Source organism: Pseudomonas sp. 1 R 17, from assembly GCF_900067035.1.
Taxonomy (GTDB): domain Bacteria; phylum Pseudomonadota; class Gammaproteobacteria; order Pseudomonadales; family Pseudomonadaceae; genus Aquipseudomonas; species Aquipseudomonas marginalis.
This window is the reverse complement of sequence record NZ_FKLB01000022.1, coordinates 55,191-76,202: the sequence shown is the minus strand read 5'-3', so window position 1 is coordinate 76,202 and position 21,012 is coordinate 55,191. Positions and strand designations below refer to the sequence as shown.

Annotated in this window: 20 protein-coding genes; 6 read left to right on the top strand and 14 right to left on the bottom strand. The window is 63.2% G+C overall.

Annotated features, from left to right (window positions below; genetic code table 11):
- Positions 1–53 precede the first annotated feature (53 nt).
- Positions 54–476, bottom strand: coding sequence for a RidA family protein (locus tag BFP99_RS07070; protein WP_027606668.1), 423 nt, complete (start codon positions 474–476; stop codon positions 54–56).
- 35 nt (positions 477–511) lie between these two features.
- Entirely contained in the window at positions 512–1,651 is a 1,140-nt protein-coding gene (locus tag BFP99_RS07065; protein ID WP_065946945.1) for a tyramine oxidase subunit B, read from the bottom strand.
- Between the two features lie 186 nt (positions 1,652–1,837).
- Between BFP99_RS07065 and BFP99_RS07060 the strand changes: the two genes are divergently transcribed.
- From BFP99_RS07060 to BFP99_RS07035, 5 genes are all read left to right on the top strand, one after another.
- The gene (locus BFP99_RS07060; RefSeq protein WP_065927444.1) at positions 1,838–2,665 is read left to right on the top strand and encodes an AraC family transcriptional regulator; all 828 of its coding nucleotides are present in this window, start codon (positions 1,838–1,840) and stop codon (positions 2,663–2,665) included.
- Between the two features lie 146 nt (positions 2,666–2,811).
- Positions 2,812–3,558 (top strand): response regulator, encoded by a 747-nt coding sequence (locus BFP99_RS07055; protein WP_065946944.1) that lies wholly within the window; start codon positions 2,812–2,814, stop codon positions 3,556–3,558.
- The gene (locus tag BFP99_RS07050) at positions 3,555–4,631 is read left to right on the top strand and encodes an ATP-binding protein (protein WP_065946943.1); all 1,077 of its coding nucleotides are present in this window, start codon (positions 3,555–3,557) and stop codon (positions 4,629–4,631) included. The genes BFP99_RS07055 and BFP99_RS07050 overlap by 4 nt, the downstream gene beginning before the upstream one ends.
- 237 nt (positions 4,632–4,868) lie before the next feature.
- The gene (locus tag BFP99_RS07040) at positions 4,869–5,267 is read left to right on the top strand and encodes a hypothetical protein (RefSeq protein WP_065927440.1); all 399 of its coding nucleotides are present in this window, start codon (positions 4,869–4,871) and stop codon (positions 5,265–5,267) included.
- Positions 5,240–6,160, top strand: coding sequence for an ABC transporter six-transmembrane domain-containing protein (locus tag BFP99_RS07035; RefSeq protein ID WP_065927439.1), 921 nt, complete (start codon positions 5,240–5,242; stop codon positions 6,158–6,160). Before BFP99_RS07040 ends, BFP99_RS07035 begins: the two co-directional genes overlap by 28 nt.
- Positions 6,161–6,172: 12 nt before the next feature.
- Here BFP99_RS07035 and BFP99_RS07030 read toward each other — a convergent pair whose 3' ends face one another.
- The 9 genes from BFP99_RS07030 to BFP99_RS06990 all read right to left on the bottom strand — a co-directional run bounded on the left by BFP99_RS07030 (position 6,173) and on the right by BFP99_RS06990 (position 15,640).
- Positions 6,173–7,114, bottom strand: coding sequence for a helix-turn-helix domain-containing protein (locus tag BFP99_RS07030; RefSeq protein ID WP_065927438.1), 942 nt, complete (start codon positions 7,112–7,114; stop codon positions 6,173–6,175).
- A 77-nt stretch (positions 7,115–7,191) separates the two neighbouring features.
- Positions 7,192–7,971 (bottom strand): 2-keto-4-pentenoate hydratase, encoded by a 780-nt coding sequence (locus BFP99_RS07025; RefSeq protein ID WP_065946942.1) that lies wholly within the window; start codon positions 7,969–7,971, stop codon positions 7,192–7,194.
- Complete coding sequence (locus BFP99_RS07020; protein ID WP_065946941.1) at positions 7,968–9,575, bottom strand: bifunctional 3-(3-hydroxy-phenyl)propionate/3-hydroxycinnamic acid hydroxylase; 1,608 nt, start codon at positions 9,573–9,575, stop codon at positions 7,968–7,970. Before BFP99_RS07020 ends, BFP99_RS07025 begins: the two co-directional genes overlap by 4 nt.
- 63 nt (positions 9,576–9,638) lie before the next feature.
- Positions 9,639–10,241: an amino acid synthesis family protein gene (locus BFP99_RS07015; RefSeq protein WP_027606677.1), complete on the bottom strand. Its 603-nt coding sequence runs from the start codon at positions 10,239–10,241 to the stop codon at positions 9,639–9,641.
- Between the two features lie 10 nt (positions 10,242–10,251).
- Positions 10,252–10,710: a VOC family protein gene (locus BFP99_RS07010; RefSeq protein ID WP_012724261.1), complete on the bottom strand. Its 459-nt coding sequence runs from the start codon at positions 10,708–10,710 to the stop codon at positions 10,252–10,254.
- 11 nt (positions 10,711–10,721) lie between these two features.
- Positions 10,722–11,762 (bottom strand): WD40/YVTN/BNR-like repeat-containing protein, encoded by a 1,041-nt coding sequence (locus tag BFP99_RS07005; protein ID WP_065927435.1) that lies wholly within the window; start codon positions 11,760–11,762, stop codon positions 10,722–10,724.
- Positions 11,763–11,774: 12 nt separating this feature from the next.
- Complete coding sequence (locus BFP99_RS07000; RefSeq protein WP_027606679.1) at positions 11,775–12,569, bottom strand: SDR family NAD(P)-dependent oxidoreductase; 795 nt, start codon at positions 12,567–12,569, stop codon at positions 11,775–11,777.
- Between the two features lie 27 nt (positions 12,570–12,596).
- Entirely contained in the window at positions 12,597–14,087 is a 1,491-nt protein-coding gene (locus BFP99_RS06995; protein ID WP_065927434.1) for an aldehyde dehydrogenase family protein, read from the bottom strand.
- Positions 14,088–14,098: 11 nt separating this feature from the next.
- The gene (locus BFP99_RS06990; RefSeq protein WP_065946940.1) at positions 14,099–15,640 is read right to left on the bottom strand and encodes an acetolactate synthase large subunit; all 1,542 of its coding nucleotides are present in this window, start codon (positions 15,638–15,640) and stop codon (positions 14,099–14,101) included.
- Between the two features lie 237 nt (positions 15,641–15,877).
- On the opposite strand from BFP99_RS06990, the gene BFP99_RS06985 reads away from it, so the two are divergent.
- A complete protein-coding gene (locus tag BFP99_RS06985) occupies positions 15,878–16,636 on the top strand; it encodes an IclR family transcriptional regulator (protein WP_065927432.1) in 759 nt (252 codons plus the stop codon).
- Between the two features lie 9 nt (positions 16,637–16,645).
- On the opposite strand, the gene BFP99_RS06980 is transcribed toward BFP99_RS06985, so the two are convergent.
- The 3 genes from BFP99_RS06980 to BFP99_RS06970 all read right to left on the bottom strand — a co-directional run bounded on the left by BFP99_RS06980 (position 16,646) and on the right by BFP99_RS06970 (position 20,945).
- Positions 16,646–17,971 carry a hypothetical protein gene (locus BFP99_RS06980; protein ID WP_176719683.1) on the bottom strand — a complete coding sequence of 442 codons (1,326 nt, stop codon included), beginning with the start codon at positions 17,969–17,971 and terminating at the stop codon, positions 16,646–16,648.
- Between the two features lie 3 nt (positions 17,972–17,974).
- Positions 17,975–19,405: an aldehyde dehydrogenase family protein gene (locus BFP99_RS06975; protein ID WP_065946939.1), complete on the bottom strand. Its 1,431-nt coding sequence runs from the start codon at positions 19,403–19,405 to the stop codon at positions 17,975–17,977.
- Between the two features lie 91 nt (positions 19,406–19,496).
- Entirely contained in the window at positions 19,497–20,945 is a 1,449-nt protein-coding gene (locus BFP99_RS06970; protein WP_027606685.1) for an APC family permease, read from the bottom strand.
- Positions 20,946–21,012: the final 67 nt, after the last annotated feature.

Below are 21,012 nucleotides of genomic sequence, written 5' to 3'. Positions count from 1 at the left end.
AGGACTCGGTAAACGAATAAGGGCGGCCAGGCCTGTGCATGGCCGCGTGACGATTATTGCGACAGGCGAATGAGGTCGACCTGCGCCTTCGACGCGTTGCGATACGCCGTCACTTCCAGCTCTACCTTGTAGACCGTCGAGCCCAGTGGCGGGCAGGTCACGGTGCTGGCCGGGTCGACGCCGCGAAACTTCTCGCCGATCAGGCCCATCACCGCCGGCACGTCCTTGGGGTCCTGGATGAACACCCGCGAACACACCACGTCGGCCAGGCTCGAATCGACAGCCTTGAGGGCCGATTCGATGTTGGCGAACACCTGGTGCGCCTGTTCCAGGACATCCTCCGGGATCAGCTTGGTCTGGGGGTTGCGGCCGGCGGTGTTGGACACGTAGATCCAGTTGTCCACGCACACCAGACGCGAATAGCTGGCCTGGTCTTCGAACGGTGAACCGGTCTTGAGCTTGGTGATTTTTGTCATGTCGGATGCCTCGTCAAAGTGAATGAAGCTACGGCTCAGCGCAGCTCCGGGGTTTCCCACAGGTTCAAGGTCACGCCGATGCCGTGCTTGACGGCGTTGCGGTACACCACCGTGCCCCAGGCCACGTCTTCGACGGGCATGCCGCCCACCGACATGATGATGATTTCCTCATCGTTCCTGCGGCCAGGCGCGGCCCCGGCGATGATCTTGCCGATGTCTTCGACGTCATCGAGCTGCATCTTGCCTTCGGCAATCATGTCCATGAAGCGCACGCCAATGACCGGCACGTTGTGATGCGCAGGCTTGGGCAATTCCTCGAACCAGGCCTGGTACAGACCGGTGTTGTCGAGCACCTTGCGTACGTCGGGCTGCTCCATTCCCGCGTCGAGGGAGCAAGACGCCGGCATCGCGAGGAAGGCACCTGGCTTGACCCACTCACGCCGCACAATTGGGTAGATCGAGGGGTCGCCCGTGGCACCGGAGCTACAATAAGTAACAAGGTCCGAGTCGCGGACCACCGCTTCGAGGGTGTCGACCACTTCTATCGTGGTGATCTGCGGATACGTCTGTTCGACCCACGCGATAAAGTTGTCGAGGCTCTGCTGGCCACGGCCCTTGATCTTCAGGGTGTCGATATGCGGGCACACCGCGATGAAGGCCGCCAGGGTGGTCTTGCCCATCACGCCAGGGCCAAGCAGGCCGACGACTTTCGAGTCCTTGCGCGCCAGGTGGCGTGCGCCCACGCCGGGGATCGCACCGGTGCGGTACGCCGACAGCAGGTTGGCCGACATATGGGCCAACGGCGCGCCGGTGTCGGGGTCGTTCAGGGTGAACATCAGGATCGAACGCGGCAGGCCTTTTTCGCGGTTGGCGATATTGGAGCCGTACCATTTCACCCCGGCGGTGCAGAAGCTGCCGCCCAGGTAGGCCGGCATGGCCATCATGCGCCGATCCGCGGTGGGCTTGGGCATGTTCGGGAACGGCGAATCATGCGGGAAAATCACCATCGCGCCATGGGAATCATTGTTCGGGCCGGCCATGCGGTAGTCACCGGCATACAGCAGGCCGAACATTTCCTCCATGGTGTTCACGCAGGCCAGCATGTCGGTCACACCCGCGCGGATCATGTCCTGCTCGGAGAGGTAGATAAAATCGATTTTTGTAGTTGTAGACATAGTTATTCTCGGGCTGAAGGTGATATCGCTGCGGTAGGCGCAGCTCCACGCTGTCGAGATCGAGTATCGGGCGGGGGATGGCGGCGGTATTGTAAATTTCGGACATGCCGCCCAGTCGGGTATGACGATAGTTGGCGCGATTAATGCGTTGATTTTCCCCTGGCGCTGCCTGCCCAAGGAGCAACCATGATCAAACCGAGTGTGCCGACTCCCCGGCTCCACACCGCGAACGAACAACCCTGGTTCGTGCTCAACTCTTCACGCTATTCAGTGATGCCGTCCGCGCACCCGGCGATCTCGCATTTCTATGCCTTCGATGTGGCGCAATCGACCAACCTGCTGGCCGTGCCGGATGGCTGCGTGGATATCCTGTTCGACTGTGATGCGACGCGGCCGACTGCGCGCATCTGCGGCACCCCGCTGGTGGCCCAGGCGGTCGAGCTGCACCAGCACCACCACTATTTCGGCGTGCGCTTTTCGCCGGGTGTGATCCCCGGCTTCGTCAATGTACTGGCCGAAGAGTTGACCGAGCGGGAGCTCGATCTGCTGGAAGTCTCCGAGTTCGCCCAACGCCTCTTCGAAAGCATCGTCCAGGCACCGCTGCTGGGCGACCAGATGCGGCTGTTCAACGACTACCTGACCCCGCGCCTGATGGGCAAGACGTCACGACTCACCGCCATGATCATCCAGCAGGCGCTGCACCATCGCGGCGATATCCGCATCCAGCAACTCGAAGACCTCAGCGGCTACACCAGCCGGACCCTGCACCGCCAGTTCAACCAGGATACCGGCATGTCACCCAAGGCGTTTTGCCGGATCATCCGCTGCCAGGCGGCCCTGGACACCCTCAATACCCAGCACGATGTATCGTTTTCGCAGTTGGCCCTCGACCTGGGGTTTTCCGACCAATCCCACTTCCTGCGCGACTTCAAGAAACTGGTCAGCACCACCCCCTGCGACTACCAGCGCACCATGACGCAAAACGCCTACAGCGACAGGATCAGCTACGCCTGATCACGCTGTTTGCGAATAAACCCGCGTCTCCATCGTTTCTCCATAAAACCTCCCATGAAAGCGCATGCTCGTGGTGCACAGTAGCCTTCGTCGCCCCATGGTAATTCGCCATACTGCGATGACCGAACAGCACGACCGAGCCGACCATGACTGAATCACACCCTGTATCGACACCGACGGACCTCGCGGCCCCACGCCAGGCGTTGGTACTGATCGCCGAAGACGAGCCGGAAATCGCCGACATCCTCGCGGCCTATCTCAAGCGCAGCGGCTTCCAGACCGCCCATGCCCTGGATGGGCGCCGCGCCCTTGAACTGCATCAATCGCTCAAGCCCGACCTGGTACTGCTGGACGTGCTGATGCCGAAGCTGGATGGCTGGATGGTCCTGGCCGAGATCCGCCACCGAGGCACCACACCGGTGATCATGCTGACCGCCCAGGACCAGGACATGGACAAACTCATGGGCCTGCGCATCGGTGCCGACGACTACATCGTCAAGCCGTTCAACCCCGCCGAGGTCGTCGCCAGGACCCAGGCGGTGCTGCGTCGCTCCCTCGATCATGGCTACGGCGCCCAGCAGCGCGTGCTGCGGGTGAATGCCTTTGAAATCGACATCGACAGCCATGAAGTCAGCGTGCAGGTCGGTGCCCACACGCACAGGCTCAACCTGACGGTGACCGAGTTCAGATTGTTGGCGCAACTGGCCAAGGCCCCCAAGCGCGTATTCAGTCGCGCCGAGTTGCTGGCCCTGTGTTCGCCCGAGAGCGACAGCCTGGAGCGCACCGTCGACAGCCATATCAGCAAGTTGCGGCGCAAAATCGAAGACCTCGGCCTCCAGGGCGTACCGGCCAGCATCCGTGGGGTCGGCTACCGGTTCGGGAGCCAGCCATGAAGACCGCCAACAGTTTGAGCCGGCAGATCATCGTGTCGATGTCCGCCGTGGTGCTCTGCGTGATAGCCCTGGCCGTGGTCGGCTCCTACGTGTTTTATGCGTTGCTCTGGACGTTCTGGCCGCCGTCGGATCTGGACGTGGACGAATGGCTGCCCACCGGCATGGAGTGGGCCTGGATGGCGCTGATCACCTGCATCAGCCTGGCGGTGGGCGCCGTGGTGGCGATCAAACTGTCCCGGCGCATTCTGATGCCCTTGAACTCGGTCGCGGCCAGCCTTCGCCGGCTCGCCGATGGTGACCTCGATGCCCGGGCGACGGCGTCCGACCGCTCACTGGCAGAGGCCACCTTGCTGGTGGATGACTTCAACAGCATGGCCCAACGCTTGAAACGCATGGCGCAAGAGCAGTCGTTCTGGAACGCCGCGATTGCACATGAACTGCGCACCCCGCTGACCATCCTGCGCGGCCGCCTGCAAGGGTTGGCGGAAGGCGTGTTCACCCCGGACCAGGCGCAGTTCTACAGCCTGCTGGGCCAGGTGGAAGGCCTGACGCGCCTGATCGAGGACCTGCGGGTCGTGGGCCTGGCGGACAACGGCTACCTCGAAGTGCAGATCCAGAGTGCCGACCTGGCCGAGGAGATCAAGGCCGACGCCTGCCTGTTCGAACCGGGCCTGCAGGCCTGCGGGTTCGTGCTGCACCTGGACCTGCTCGAACGGCCTGTGCAGTGTGATCCGGCGCGGATTCGCCAAGCCTTGCTGGCCATGCTCGACAACCTGAAACGCCATGCAACCCCCGGCAACGTCACGGTGCGCCTGGGCAACCAGGATGGCCTGAATACCTTGAGTGTCGCGGACGAAGGCCCGGGGATCGCAGAAGCGTTTGCAACGCACATCTTTGAGCCGTTCCAGCGTGGCGAAAGCTCGCGCTCCCGCGCCCAGGGCGGCAGCGGCCTGGGGCTCGCCGTCGTACGCGCGATTGCCCTGTCCCATGGAGGTCGCGCGACCTGCCGGAACCTCGACAACGGCGGCACCTTATTCGAGCTGAGCTGGCCCGACCAGTTGGTCGCCATCTAACCCCCCCAGGTGAAGGCATGCGCCTCTGTATTTTCAGGGTCAATCGGTACCGCCACTTTGCCTTGCTCGACGCACAAGGACGTTGCATTGCTTTCAAGAGCTGCGAAGGGATTCCACAGAACGGCGAATGGGTGCAAGTCAACGAAGTCAACCTGGCCTGGTTGAATCGCGCGCTGCCTGCGCGCGCCTTGACCAGGCCACACACCCGCCTCTTGTAGTCAGCCTGGAATTGCCTGTATGCCTTTCAACTATCGTGATCGAAACGTGATTGACGTGGCGCTGCTTGAAGACTCGGTAAGGCTCTATAGCGCCAAGCTCAAGCGGTTGCAGCGCTTCTGGATTCCCCTGCAGAAACAGGCGCCACGCCTGGTGTTGTCACTGTGGGTCCTTGGGGTTGTCGCATCGCTGTTCAGCCAGTCCTATTACCACTGGTTATTTACCGCGCCGGCGATTTGCCTGCTGATCACCCTGGAAATCGTGATCGAAGAAGTGCAGATCGACTTGTTACTGATGACCGAGGAAACGCGCTATCTGCTCGACATCACCCGCGGTCTTTATACCGGGACCCTGAGTTCCCGCCCCCCTACTTTGCGTAAACCAGGTGGCCCATGCCCTCCGTCACACCTCCACTACTGATCGAGCAGAGCCGCAAAATCGGTCAACAATCCGCCAGCCAGACACTCAAGGCGATCGCCAAGGCCTACCCCGGCAAATTGTCCGCCACCCTGTCGCTGGTGGCGCTGGAAAACGCGCTGCTGCTGGCCTACCCGTTGTTTGCGGGGTTTGCCGTCGACGCGATTATCCGTGGCGACACCGGTAATGCCCTGCTCTATGCCGCCGTGGTCCTCGGGTTCTGGGTGGTGGGCGCCGCCCGACGGGCCCTGGACACCCGCACCTTTACGCGTATCTACGCCGACCTTGCCGTGCCGGTGATTCTTAACCAGCGCCTGCAACGCCACAGCACCTCAACGTCCGCCGCGCGGGTGGTACTGGCACGGGAGTTCGTCGATTTCTTCGAAAAACACGTGCCCACCATTGCGACGGCGCTGGTCTCGATCATCGGCGCGGCGGCCATGTTGCTGGTGATCGAACCCTGGGTCGGCCTGGCGTGCCTGGTGGCGCTGGGGCTGTGCCTGGTGGTGGTGCCTGGCTTTGCACGGCGCAACCAGCGCTTGCATGAGCGGCTGAACAACCGCCTGGAAAAGGAAATCAGCCTGGTGGAAAAGGTCGGCGCCCCCACGCTGCGCCGCCACTATCAGGTGCTGTCGCGGCTGCGTATCGGGCTGTCGGACCGTGAGGCGGTTGCCTTCCTCACCATCGGCATCCTTGCGGCCTTGCTGTTCGTGGTCGCCATCAGCCAGTTGGCCCTGGCGCCCGCAGTGAAGGCCGGCCATATCTATGCGGTGATGACGTACCTGTGGACGTTCGTCAGTTGCCTGGATGAAGCCCCCAGCGTGGTCGACCAATTGGCCCGGCTCAAGGACATCGGCAAACGCGTGGACCCGGGACTGGATGACACGGCGGCCTGACCCTTCGTCTATTCAGCCGATCGCCCGCTGGGTGTGCGAAGGCGATTCGCCAAACAACTCGCGGTAATGGGCGGCAAAGTGGCTCAGGTGGAAAAAGCCCATCGCCACCGCCACATCACCGACGTTCTGGCTGCAGGCCGGCGTTGCGATCAGGCGTCGACGCACCGCATTCAGGCGCAGGTTGCGCAGGTACTCCAGCGGACGCATGCCGGTCACCGCCTGGAAACTGTTCTGCAGGGTCCGTCGGCTGACCCGCAGGTGTTCGCACAGGTCGAGAATGCTCAGCGGAGTCTCGCCGCTGGCATCGATCAACTCCTGGCAACGCTTGACCAGGTAGGCACTCACGGCGAAGTTGCCGCGCCGGCAACGCACTTCGTCGGTGGCATTGCTGAACAGGTCGAGAAAGGCATTGAGCAACTCGTCTTCGAGCATGTTCTCGGCGGTTGCACTGATGGCCTCGGGTTGTTGCAAAAGGTGACGAAACAGCGGGTAGATACGCTGGCGTATCCGCAGCCGTAACGCGTCATCCACGCACAGCTGGGAGCGGGTGCTCAAGCGCTTGAGCTGGTCGCCGGACAACTCGAAGGCGGCGAGTTTGGCGAAACGCACCGTGTCGACGTTGAAAGCGAAGAAGTGCGTGCCTTCCGGCGCATGCAGCACAAACTCCTCGCAAGCGCGCAACAGCACCACACTGTGGGTGCCCACCTGCTGGCCCTGCACAACGGGCTCGCCGCCCAATGACATGGCCGCGCACAGTCGTCCCTTGGGCGCATGGCCGCGCTGCACCACGCGTTTGTCCAATACTTCCTGGAAGATCTGAAAGCGCTCGGCCGACAACTGGCGCAGCTCACTGGTCAGGCTGCCACGCCCCAGTTGGTCATACACCTGCTGCCAGCCCTGGATGGAACCGGCGTGCAGTTGAGGGTCATTGAAGGTTCGAACTTCGGCAAGCATGGTGGTCGTTCCTCGGGGGCCCCGTTGTTGTCATCGGCCTGAAGGGGACTGGAGTCATCCTTGACGGCAGCTAGGGCTCACACTGCGGCAGTGTCCGCAGTGAAAAGCAAAGCCAGTTCCGTGCCAAACATCTGCAGGCGGTAGGTGCAGGGCTGGATATTCATCGGCGCCAACAGCGCGCCAGACAGCACCACCTGCCCGGCCTCCACCGGTTGACCATCGGCCAGCAGCCGGCGTATCAGCCAGCACAGATTGGCCAGCGGTGGATCTTCCCGGCCCTGGGTCTCCCCTTCGCCGCAGATCGCGCCTGCGCATTCCAGGCGGAACGTCACGTTGGCATGTTCAACAGGGTCGAAAACGGTTCTGGGTCCCAGGCAATACAAGCCCGCTGCCGCGTTGTCGGCCAGAAAGGCCCCTACCCCGAACGTCCACTCCTGCCAACGGCAGTCGGCAATCTCGAACGCGGGTGCCACCTCGGCAATTGCGGCCAGGATCTCCTCATCGCTGTAGTCACCTGGCGCCAGGCTGCGACCCAGCACAATCGCCACTTCGACTTCCAGCTTGGGCTGGATCAACCGTGAAAGCGCCACCGCCGTGTTCGACGGCACGCGCATCTGATCGGTCAGGCCGCCATACACCGGTTCGTCAATGCCGAAGCGCCGTTGCGCGGCGCTGCCGGCGAAGGCGATTTTCCAACCGCTGAACTGTTCGCCCGCCGCCAGGCGCGCATCCAGCGCCTGGCGTTGCAGTGCGTAGCCGCCGCGCAGGTCCAACGCCTCGGGGGCCAGTGGCGCAATCGCTTGCACCGTACGCGTGGCCTGGTCTAACTGGCTCAATACGCCCGTATCGATGCTCATGACAGTTGCCCCGCTAACTTGCGTAATACCGCGTCAAGCCGCTCCGGCGTGGTGATGGCGGCAACAAACCGGTCAGGACGCACCACGACGATGCAATCGCGCACCCTGGAGAACCATTCGCCGAGGCGGTTATCCACATCCTCCACGCTGATGGCGTTCGTCGCCGTCAAGGGCTGGTGGCGGCCCAGGCCGCTGCGCGAGCGATTGACCTGGATAAAGCGCGTGTCCCAGCGCGCCCAGAACCTTGCCATGTCTTCGCTCAGTGGCTCAAGGGGATTGACCCGGTAACCCAGCACCGCATAGGAATTGCCCAGCACGTCATCCAGGCGCCGACGCTGGCCCTGGGCGTCTTCGATAAACGGCTGCACAAACAGCTGGCCCACCAGGTCGTCTTCACGCAGTTCGGCACGTTCGTGATAGACCAGCCCTTTGGTGAGGGTGGCCTTGGGTTTGAACTTGAACTCCAGCAGGTGCGAACGCAGGTTATCGACGCTGTTCACCGCCTGGAACAACCAGTCACGCACGCCGGCCATCAACGGGTTGGTCAGCCCCAGTACCGTGCCCATATTGTCGGCCAGGGCCACCAGTTCGGTGGCGTGTCCGCGACGTTCCTGGTCGTAGCTGGCAAGGATCCCATGGGCCGCATGCCCCTGGATGATCGCGGCCAGTTTCCAGGCCACGTTGGCCACGTCGCGCAACCCGGAATTAAGGCCCTGCCCGGCCCAGGGTGGCGATATATGCGCGGCATCGCCGACCAGTGCCACACGCCCCTGGACAAACCGCGCCGCCACACGCGAATGGTGGGTGTAGGCGCGGATACGGATGATATTCAGCGCGTCCACGGCGTCGCCGATATGCCCACGGATCAGGTCGCGAATGGTGTTCTCGTCACACATCTTCGCCTCGTCCTCGCCCTCCATCAGCATGAACTCCCAGCGCCGCTGCTGGTACGGCAGGTAAATGCACACGAAGGGCCGCTGCGGGTCGGCGTGCAGGGCGGTGTAAGGCGCATCCAGGGTGTCATTGGCGGTATCGACCACCACCCATTTGCGCGCATGGGTCAACCCCAGCAGTTCGACGCCCAGCTTTTTGCGTACGGTGGAGCGCCCCCCGTCGGCGCCGATCACGTAATCGGCGCTCAGCTGATACACCTCGCCCTGGGCATCGCGCACCTGCAAGGTCACGCCCTCCCCATCCTGTTCCAGCTCCAGCATTTCATGGCCCTGGCGCAACACCACAGTGCTGCGCTGCCCCAGGGTTTCGCGCAGCGTGCCTTCGAGCAACTGCTGCATGAAGATGTTGCGCATCGGCCAGCCGTACTGCGCGGCACTTGGCTTGACCTCGGCAAAACACACGCCCCGCGCGTTGTAATAACGCAGTGGAACATCGCAGATCATGTCACGCACTGCCAATTCGGCGATGCCGATCGCCTGCAACACGCGCAGCGCTTCATCATCCATGCCCACCGCGCGTGGGTAAGGCAGTATGCAGTCGGCAAGCTCAAGGACGACGCAGTCGATACCGTACATCCCCATATAGTGCGCGGCCGTGATCCCATTGGGCCCGCCCCCGACAATCACAACCTGGGTCTTCTCCTGCTTCATCGCTGTTCACCGCTTTCTTGTTGTGGTTTTAAACCGGCGTTGCCAAGGCCCGCACGCGTGTCATCAGTGCAGCCCGTCAACGCCCTGGATGTCTTCGGCACGCAGGCCACCCAGCCGTGCGTGCAGGCGCCCGCGCGTGGCGAAGGCCCAGATCACGATGACTTCGTCCGGCGCGGGGCCGTCGCCGAACATCAGCGACATGCTGTCGTAGTGGGAACGTACGTAGAGCGCATCCTTGTGCGCCAGGGGGACGTCAATGGTCGAACCCGGGCCGCCGCGCTTGCCGGTGGAAGGCACCCACGACTTGCCACCGCCCAGCGCGACGCGAATCGGATCGGCGGCCGGGTTGGTCAGGAACGCGTTGCCGTGCTCGTATTCGCCCGCGCTGCCGACCAGGATCGCCTTACCATAGCTGACAATCTCATGGGCACCGGCCAGTGCCTGTATGCGCCGGCCAAACTCTTCGCCCAGCAACGGCGAAGGGTCGACCAGTTCGGCGAGCGACTCGCTGTAGCGACCGGCATAGGGGTTGGCGATCACGGCGGCGATCGCGTACTTGAACAGGGGCTCGCCATCGGCCAGTTGGCCGGTTTCGTTGGCCAGGGTTTCTTCGACAAAGCTGTACCATTTGCGGATGTGATACGTAGCAAAATTCGCGGTTTTCATCAGGGTTGCCTCAAAGTGGGTCGAGTGGATCCAGGTTGAAATGTCGGCTCGGCGCGCCGGCGGCCTTGAACCGGGCCTTGCCGCGCGCATCGTCGTGTTCGGTCTCGAGGAAGAACTCCATGCGATTGCCGTCGGGGTCGTTGAAATACACGCCATGGCCGATCTCGTGATCGGTGATCTTCACCACCTCGACGCCCTTGCCCAGCAACATGCCGTAGAGCTGGCGCAGGGTGGTCATGTCCCCGGCGATTTCCAGGCCGTAGTGCTGCAGGCCCAACCCGCCTTGATGGGCGCCGGGGTCGGCGCGAATCAGGGCGATGTCGTGGTGCTTGCCGCCAAATGCCATCATGACCCAGCTCTCGCCCCGGGCACTTTCGTGCATGCCCAGGATGTCGGCGTACCAGCGTGCCGACACGTCAGGGTCACTGACCCACAGCGATAAGTGAGTCCGCAGGATCTCGATCTTCATGGCGCTATCCCTCAGTGCTTTTTGACGATGGATTGATGCCCGGACTTGATCTGCGCTACCGCAGGCGTCCAGAGCACATCAGCGATCTCGCTGAATTCCCGCCAATGCTTCTGCCAGCCGTCACCGCCATTGTCGGAGGTGAACAAATGCCCGTACTTGGTGCCCGCCACGATCTGTCGCGGGTTGGCCGGGTTGAAGGCAATCGCCCAGACACAGGAGTTGGGCTGCTGTGGCAGCGGCAGCACGTTCCAAGTGAGTGCGGCATCACGGGACACCAGGATCTTGCTGGTGGTGCCGGGGGTGCCATCGGAAATACTCAGGTACAGCTCGTTCTGCGTGCCCAACGGCGCGTTCATGGCGCGTATGTAGTACAGGCCGAAGGCTTCGCGACCGATGATGCCGGTCCAGGTCAGCCCCTCGTCCAGGCTGCGGTACACCGCATTGACGCAGACCACCACAATGACTTTCTCGCCGTGGTTGGGCAGTACCAGGATGTTGTGGACGTCGGAGTTGTAGTCCCACAGCAGCCGGTCGTCGACGCGGGTCCAACTGTCGCCGCCGTCGCGGGAATGGAACAACCCGCCCTCTTCCAGGCCGAACCACAACTGGTTGCGGTCAGTGGGGTCATAGGCGAAGGCCAGCAGGCGTGGGCGGCTGACACCATCGCAGAACTCGGGGATTTCCACCGGCGCGCGATCCCAGCTCAGGCCGGCGTCGAGGCTGCGCCACAACACGGCGCGTGACGGTGCACCGGTGCCGACGAAGATCCGTTTGGCGTCCTGGGGGTCGACGGCGACTTTCCACACCGTCTCGCCGTTGAACGGCGAATCGACCCGCCGCCAATGGCCGCCGGTGTCGTGGCTGACGCACAAGCCCACGTCCGTGCCGGCGTAGATCACCTCGGGCGCGTCGGGGTGCAGGCTCAACGACCGGGTAATGGCATCGAACTCAAGGTCTTGCCCCAGGCCCAGGCGATGCCAGGTACGGCCATCGTCGGCACTGCGGATCACCGCTTGCCCGACGGTGGCGACCAAAAGGGTTCCGTTACTCATCACAGATGCTCCTCAGATATAGATGCCACGGGTCAAGCCACCGTCGATGCCGATGGATTCGCCCGTCACTGCGCCGGCTTTTGGCGATGCCAGGAAGCCGATCAGCCAGCCCATTTCAATCGGTGCGAGGGTGCGGCGAATCGGTGTCGCGTCGATGTAGGCCTGCTCGACCTGCTGCGCGGTCTTGCCTTGCTTGACGGCTTCGCGGTCGTACAGCTCCTGGATATGCGGGGTGTCCACCACGCCCGGGTGGATCAGGTTGACCGTGATCCCCGAAGGGCCGAGCTGGTCGGACAGGGTCTTGGTCATGTGTGCGATCGCCAGGTTGCGCATGCCCGAAAGCACCTTGCTGCTGCGCCCGGTGAGGCCGCCTATGTTGATGATGCGTCCGAAGCCGGCCGCCTTCATGTGCGGGGTCACGGCCTTGGCGCAGCGGAAGTAGCCGATTACCTTGGTGTTGAGGTCCGACAGCAGCTCATCGTCGCCGGCGTGTTCGATGTCATTGCGCACCACACCGGACGGCGCCGCAGCACCGTTGACCAGGATGTCGATGCGGCCGAAATGCTTGTGCGCCGCCTCGACCATCTCCGACACGGCCTTCATGTCATTGGTGTCGCAGAACAGCGGCAGCACTTCATTGCCGGTCTGTGCACTGATCTCTTCGGCCGCCAGCTGCAGGAACGCCATGCGCCGTGCGCAGATCACTACCTTGCAGCCTTCCTCGGAGAGAAAACGTGCGACTTCCTTGCCGATGCCCATACCGCCACCGGTGACAATGGCCACGCGGCCTTTCAATTCCAGATCCATAGCAATTACCTCGTGTGATTATTCAGTTCAGGCCAGATCGACAAACACGCTTTTGGTCTCGGTGTAGGCATCGATCACGTTCTTGCCCATTTCCCGGCCCCAGCCGGATTGTTTGTAGCCACCGAACGGTGAAGAGGGATCGACCACGTTCCAACAGTTGATCCATACCGAGCCGGCCTTGAGCTGTGCCGCCACGCGGTGCGCCGAGCGCAGGTCGCGGGTCCACAGGCCGGCTGCGAGGCCATACGGCGAATCGTTGGCGCGCAGCACCAGGTCGTCGATGTCGGTCCAGCTCATGACGGTCAGTACCGGGCCGAAGATTTCTTCGCGGGCCACGCAGGCGCGCTCGGCACGGTCGAGAAACACGCTCGGTTGAATGAAGTGCCCATGCTCCAGGTGTTCGGGACGGCCGCCGCCGCAGATCAGTTCGGCGCCCTCTTCCTGGCCCCGCTGCAGGTAACCCTTGACGGTGTTCAACTGCCGCGCGGACACCAGCGGCCCCATGCTGTTGGCCGGGTCCAGGCCATTACCCAGCACATAGGCGGCGGCATGGCGCTGCAATTCTTCGAGCACCTGGTCGAGCACACTGGCGTGCACATACAGGCGCGAGCCAGCCGTGCACACCTGGCCCTGGTTGTAGAAAATCCCATCGGCAGCCCCCTTGGCGGCGCGCACGATGTCGGCGTCGGGCAGGATGATGTTCGGCGACTTGCCGCCCAGTTCCAGCGAGACCTTTTTCATGTTGCCGGTGGCCGCCTGGGCGATCAGCCGCCCAACCTGGGTCGAGCCGGTAAAGGCGATCTTGTCCACGTCGGGGTGCTGTGCCAGCGGTGCACCCGTGTCGGCACCCAGGCCGGTGATCAGGTTGACGACGCCGGCGGGGAAACCTGCGGCCTCGATCAGTTGCACCAGGCGGATCGCGACCAGCGGGGTCTGCTCGGCGGGCTTGAGCACCGCCACGCAACCGGTGGCCAACGCCGGGCCGAGCTTCCACACGCACATGGTCAACGGGAAGTTCCACGGCACGATCAGCGCGCAGACCCCCACCGGTTCGCGCAACGTGTAGTTGAGCATTGGCGCGCCGCTGGCCGGGGATACGGGCAGCGTGCTGCCTTCGATCTTGGTGGGCCAGCCGGCGAAGTAGCGAATGATGTTTGCCGCGCTGGCCGCTTCACCGCGCGCGTTGGCGATAGGCTTGCCGTTCTCCAGGGTGATCAGCTGCGCCAGCTCCTCGCGGTGCTGGTCCAACAGATCGGCCAGGCGAAACAGCAACAGGCCGCGCTGCGCCGGTGACTGCAAGGCCCACGTGCCGGTAAAGGCTGCGCGGGCGGCCGCGACGGCCGCATTCACATCGCGTTCATCGCCTTGGGCGACTTCGGTCAGGGTCTGTTCAGTGGCCGGGTTTTCCACGGCGAAACGGCGACCGCTGGCGGCGTCCTGCCAGATACCGCCGATGAACAGACGACCGGGCTGCGCCAGGAACGCCTGGACGGCAGGTAATAATTCGAGCGGATGCATAGTCGACTCCTTCACAGCGCCATTTCGATCAGGCAAGGGCCACGGTCGGCCTTGGCATTGGCCAGGGCCCGTTGCAGTTCGGCATTGGTCTGGACCGTGCAGGCCGGTACTCCGTAGCCTTTGGCCAGGGCCTTCCAGTCGATACGCGGGTTATCGAGCACGGTCAGGCGCAGGGCCTGGGGGTCCATTTCGGTCATGCCGAAACGGCGCAGCTCGTTCTGCAAAATCGCGTAGCGATGGTTGGCGGCAATCAGGATCACCACCGGCAACTGCTCGCGGGCGATGCTCCACAGGGTTTGAATGGTGTACTGGGCACTGCCGTCGGATTGCAGGCAAAACACGCTATTGCCGCGTTCCGCCAAAGCGGCGCCGAAGCCCACCGGAATCCCCTGGCCGATCGCGCCACCGGTATTGGTCAATACCCGATGCCGCGCGGCGCGGGCGGAGGCGGTAAAGAAGGGGTAGCCGCAGGTGCCGCCCTCGACCGAGACAATGCTGTCGTGGGGCAGTGACGCGGCCAGCACTTGGCCAATGGACTGCGGTGTCAGTTCGGCATGGCCGGGCGGCAGTTCGATGCCCTCCGGCGTCGGCACGTAGGCCGGTGCAGCCAGGGCATCGGCCAGCGCCGTCAACGCGCCGGCGACATCGTCACCGACCTCGGCCAGGCTCAGCAGGCGCTCACGCTCGGCGAGGCGCGACGGGATGCCTTCGTAGCCAAAATAACTGATGGGCTCCGGCACGCCCGCACAGATGACCAGGTCGTACTGCTCAAGGATTTCAATCGCCACTTCCGGGAAATACGGCAGGCGATCCAGGTCGGGCAAGCCACCGCCACGGTAGCTCAGGCGCGGAAAGGTCTCGGCAAACAGGCGCACACCGGGCAGTTGCGCCAGGCGTCCCGCCGCTTCCAGGCCGGCGACCGACAAGCCCTCATCGCCGACGATAAACACCAGCCGCTTGCCGTCACGCAATGCCTGCGCCACGGTTTCGACCCGGTCACCGGCAAACCGACGAACCGGTGCGCGCAGAGGTGCGAATACACCGTTATGGGTCACTGCGTGGGCCTGCAGGTCCATGGGCAGGATCAGGCTGGCGATCTGGCCTTTGGCCTGCCAGGCCGCACGCACGGCTTCCTGCAGATCCTCACCGATACCGGCAGCGGTGCGCGAGGTGCGCACCCAGCCAGAGACGGTGCCGGCCAGGGCCTGGATGTCGCTGGCCAAGGGCGGATCGTAGTTGACATGCCAGGAGGCGTGATCGCCGATGACGTTGACGATCGGCGTATTGGCCCGACGCGCGTTGTGCAGGTTGGCGATGCCATTGGCAAAGCCCGGCCCCAGGTGGGTCAGGGTCATGGCCGGCTTGCCGGCGATCCGGCCATAGCCGTCCGCAGCCCCCGTGCAGACCCCTTCGAACAGCGACAACACCGGCTTGAGAGCAGGTGCGCTGGCCATGGCGGCCACCAGGGGAATCTCGGTGGTCCCGGGGTTGGCGAAGCAGTACTCGATACCGCTTGCCGCTGCCGCATTCACTATCAGTTGCGCACCATTCATTTTCAGCCCTCTTGCTTGAGCATTTGCAGTGCTGAGATTTATCACATACAAATCCGCAACCAACAAGCACTTTATGTGTGTTTTTCTCATTTAATGAGATTAATGAGGTTCTAATAGCCTCAAAAGCTAACCCGCGATTGCGTTTTTCTCTCACTGCGGTAGTGTTGCGCCAGCGCTTGGGCAACCGGGTCCCCGTGGGGACGCCACAAGCGCCCTTCCCTTTCTTTTAGGAACACAATGAGCAGCCTGAGCAAATTGCTGAGCATCCTCGACCTGTTCGGTCCGCAAATGCTGAAGATCGACCCCGACACCATTGCCGAGCGCATGGGCCTGTCACGGGCGACCGTGTACCGCTACGTCAAGGATTTGTGTGACGCCGGCCTGCTGACCCGCGTGGACGCCGGCAGCTACGGCCTGGGCCCGCGGGTCATCGAGCTGGACTGGATGATGCGCCAGTACGACCCGATCCTTCTCGCCGGGCGCGAGCTGATGCACGAGCTGTCGGCGCAAACGGGCCTGGCGGTGTTCGCCAGCGTGTTTTACGACGGTCGCATCATCAACACCTACATCGCCGAACCCACCGACACCTATCACTTCGCGTTCGGGCGCGGGCAACCGTTGCCGTTTTTCCGCGGGGCACAATCGAAGGTCTTGATCGCCTTCCAGAAAGGACGCCGCCTGCAACGCCTGTTCGACGAGCACATGGCCAACGACCCGGACAGCCCGTATGACTGGGCGGGCTTCTCCAGGGCCGCGAAAAAAATCCGCAAGGACGGTTACTGCCTGACCCACGACGAACTCAACCTGGGCCTGACCGGTATCGCTGCGCCGATCATCCAGGCGGACCTCGACGAGGTGGTCGGCAGCCTGTCGGCCGTCGGCACCACCCAGAACTTCAAGCTGCTGCGCCAGGAAACCGTGATCGAAATGGTCATGGACACCACCCGGCGGATTGCCGAAAACATGCGCAACCCGCCGAGCCACGCCGCCCCCTAGGCGTCATGTTCAGAACGGCACGGCCACCGTCAACTGGCTGTACAGGTTGGTGCCGTTGCCGCCGACCTGGTTGCCCCCGGTGGTCGCGTCCTGCCTGGGTGTGTACAGCCCCACCAGCGGGGTGATGATCAAGTGCGGGTTGACCGCCCACTCGGCGTACACATCCAACTCACGGCCATCGAGGTTCAACGCGTTGCTTTTGCGCACGGTGGCGTAGTCGAAATACAGCGCGCCCAGGCTCAGGTTTTCCAGTGGGGTTGCCTTCAGCCCGACATGGTGGATGCGGGTATTGGTGTTGAACGGCCCGGCGTAGTTGCCGGCCACTTCGCCCTGGAACCAGGTGCCGTAGCCCGTGCTCTGGCCGGTGAACAGTGCGTCCCAGTTCTGCGAATAGCGGGTGTAGCGATACGTCACCTTGGGCGCCCAGGCGATATCGGCGAAGGTGTAGCCCGCTTCGCCGTACCAGGCTTTTTCTGGCCCGGCGTCCTTGTCCTGCCAGGCGTACTCGAAGGCCAGGCTGACGTTGGGGATACCCGCATCGCCCTCACCGCGCACGCTGTAGACATTCATGCCCTTGCGCTGGCGTTGAAAGTCGCTGGCCCATTGATCGTTCACGTCCAGGCCATGCACCCAGGTCAAGCCGAGCGTCCCCGGCTGGGCGGTGTAGTCCAGGGTCGCGGCGGCCAGTTCGGTTTCGGCCTGGATACGGTTATCGGACTTGAGCCACAGCACACTGCCGTGCAGGCCATCCTGCCCCCCCAGGCGCACCACCGCGGTTTGGTCGAACGCGTGCCGGGCCGCCAGGTAGTAGGCGCCCCCACGGTTCAAGGTGCCATCCGCCGGGCCCTTGCCCGGGTTCAGCCCATCGTCGTTGATCAGGAACCCTCGGCCGACCTTGACCACCTGGCGCCCGCCGGAAATATCCACGCCGTCTTGACCGAGCGCCGGGAACAGGTCGCCGGAGCGCCAGCCCAGGTAGGCGTCTTCAATCTTCGTGGTGCGCTCGGTGCCAACGCTGTTGCCACCCGGATCGCCATCGCCCCACGTGGCGGAGCTGACCAGGGCAAATGCCCCGTAGGCGCGGCCATTGCCGCCGAGTCCCTGGTCGCCACTCAAGCCATACTTGATAAAGCCTTCACGCCAACTGGAGCCGCCCGGCGTGCCGTCGTAGTTCTTGCGACTGTTGAACTGACCGAACACCGCGGTCATGTCGGCGTTGAGGTGACGGCTCTCATCGCTGTACAGCTCATAAGCGTGCACCTGACTGATAGCGCCGAGCGCCAGGGTGCACACAAGCGTGCAACCGAATACGGGATGACGGGATAGATAATGCATGGCTCAAACTCCTTCTTCGACAGCCTGCTTGCGCACAAACAACAGTTGCTGCCCCGTGAACTCCAGCAGCCCCTCCAGGCCGAACTCGACACCGAATCCCGACATCTTGCTGCCGCCAAACGGCGTGTTCGGCTGGATCTGGGCGTGGCAGTTGACCCACGCCACACCACTCTCCAGGCGACTGGCCAAGGCCTGGGCCTGCTCGACATCCGGCCCCCAGACCGAGCCGCCGAGGCCCATGTCACCGGCATTGGCGCGCTTCAGGACATCCTCGACATCCCGGTAGGCAATCAACGGCAACACCGGGCCGAACTGTTCTTCGTCCACCAGGCGATGGCCGTCGGTCACGTCCGCCACCAGGGTGGGCGGATAGAAGAACCCGGGGTGGTCCAGACGCGCACCGCCGCACAACACCCGCGCACCGTTGGCACGTGCGTCATCGACCAGGGCTTCCACCAGTTCCAGTTGCTCAAGGTTCTGCACCGGCCCGAAGGTGACACCGGCGTCCAGGCCGTCGCCCACGACCTGGCGCGCCGCAATATGCGTCAGCGCGTCGGCAAAGGCCTGGTACTGCGACTCATGGATATACAGGCGCTTGAGCGCAGCACAGGTCTGGCCCATGTTGAGAAAGGCCGCCTGGAAGATCGCCTCGGCCACCGCCTCCACCGGCGTGCCGGGCAACACGATGGCGGCGTCGTTACCGCCCAGTTCCAGGGTCAGGCGCTTGAGGTTGCTGGCGGCACCGCGCATCACGCTTTGCCCGGTGGCGGTGGAACCGGTGAACACGATCTTCTGGATCCCCGGGTGCGAGGTGATCGCACTGCCGAAGCCCTGCTCGCCGGTCACGCAGTTGATCACGCCACGGGGCACATGCCGGGCAATGATGTCGGCCAGGCCCAGGGTGCTCAGCGGCGTCAGGCTCGACGGTTTGCTGATCACGCAGTTGCCGGCACGCAGCGCCGGCATGATGTGCCAGACGGCGATCATGAACGGCCAGTTCCAGGGGGTGATCGACGCCACCACGCCCAAGGGTTTGCGGTGCAGCTCAATGCGCTGGGTGGGCGTTTCTTCCACCCGTTCCACCGCAATTTCCTGCCCGGCCGCGTAGCGGGTCCAGGCGGCGGCGCCCATGACCTCGGAAAAGGCCAGCTCCAGCGGCTTGCCCTGTTCCAGCACAATCAGCCGGGCCAGTGATGGGGCCTCCTGCTCGATATCGGCGGCAATCGCCAACAAACGTTCACAGCGATCAGGGTGGCTGCTGTGGCGCCAGCTCTTGAAGGCCAACTGCGCGGCGTTCACCGCCTGGTCGAGTTGCCCCAGGGAACCGGCCGGGCACTGGGCGAACACGGCCCCGGTGGCCGGGTTGATCACATCGAACCGGCCTTCTTCACCGGCCACCTGGATCCCATCGATGAGCATTTTATAGTTGTGCATTTGAAACCTTCCTTTCACACGCTGGCGCGCCATGCCGAGCAACGGCAGGCTGCGATTGTCTGGTTAGTCGAGCGATAAAAACGCGAGGGCCTTAAAGCTTGTGGCTGCCCAAGGCCAGGAAGCGTTGCGGCGAGCTGTTGCGCAGTCGCGCGGCGAGCACGATGCCGATGATCAAGGCCGCCGGAATAATCGCGCAGAGGCTGTAGGACAGCAGTTGGCTGGCACCGGTCAGCACATCGAAATGCACCACCGCCAACACCAGCACCATCACCAGCGCCAGGCACGAAATACCGGGCAGGATCCGTCCACGCAACAGCCCGACCTTCAGCTCGGGATGCCGATGGAAGTAGACGCACACCGACACCGAGGTCAGCGCCATCAACAGGATCACGCACAACGTGGCCAGGTTGGACAGCCAGGCAAACAGTTGCAGGATCGGATCGGCATCCATCGCGGCAAATATCAGCACCACGACCGCAGCGATCAAACTCTGCAACGCCGAGCCCATATGCGGGCTCTGGTGCACGCGATGGGTGGTGCCCAGCAGGCTGTGCAACAGACCGTCGCGGCCGATGGCGTAGAAGTAACGCGCGGCGGCGTTGTGAAAGGCCAACAGCCCGGCATAAATACTGACCATGAACAGCACGCGGATGATCTGGGTCAGCTGCGGGCCGACAAAGTGGTCGGACATGCCATAGATAAAGGTGGTCGGGTCCTGCAGGGACTGCAGCAGCGGCACGATTTTGTCCGCCCCCACGCCCACCACCATCGACCACACCGACAACGCGTAGAAACCACCGATCAGCAACACCGAACAGTAGGTGGCAATCGGGATACTGCGCTTGGGGTTCCTGGCCTCTTCGCCGTAGATAGTGGTGGCCTCGAAGCCGATAAAGGCGGCGAAACAGAACAGCAAGCCGATTGACGGCGTACCACTGAACACATGACGACTGCTGAACGAGTCCAGGTTGATGCCGCTGTCGCCGCCGGACTTGAGGATGGCAAAGTCCAGGACCAGGATCGCCAGGTACTCGGCGATCACCACCACCGACAGCACCCGCGCCGACAGGTCAATCTTGCGATAGCCCAGGATCGCGATGCTCACCATCGCCATCAGCGAGTAGGCCCACCAGGGCAGCACCAGGCCGAAGGCGGTTTCCATGGTGCCACTGACCACACCACCGAACATCCCGTACAACCCGACCTGCAGGATGTTATAGGCAAACATCGCCAGCACCCCAGCGGCACCGCCCGCCAGGCCACCCAGGCCACGGGACGTGAACGCGTAAAAGCCACCGGCATTGGTCACGTGGCGCGACATGGTGGTGTAACCCACCGAGAACGCCAGCAGCACCAGCAAGGCCAGGATCAGCAAAGCCGGGGTACCGGCACCGTTGCCCAGCATGATGCCGATCGGGAAGCCGCCGGCGATCACACTCAGCGGGCTTGCCGCCGATATCACGAAGAAGATGATGAAGCCCACACCCAGGGCACCACGCTTGAGCTCCGTAGAGCTGTTGACCGGGATAGATACACTCATGTTGTTGACCTTATTGTATGAGGCAGTCGCTTTTGGGTTGGCCCGACCACACCGCATCGGCACCGGT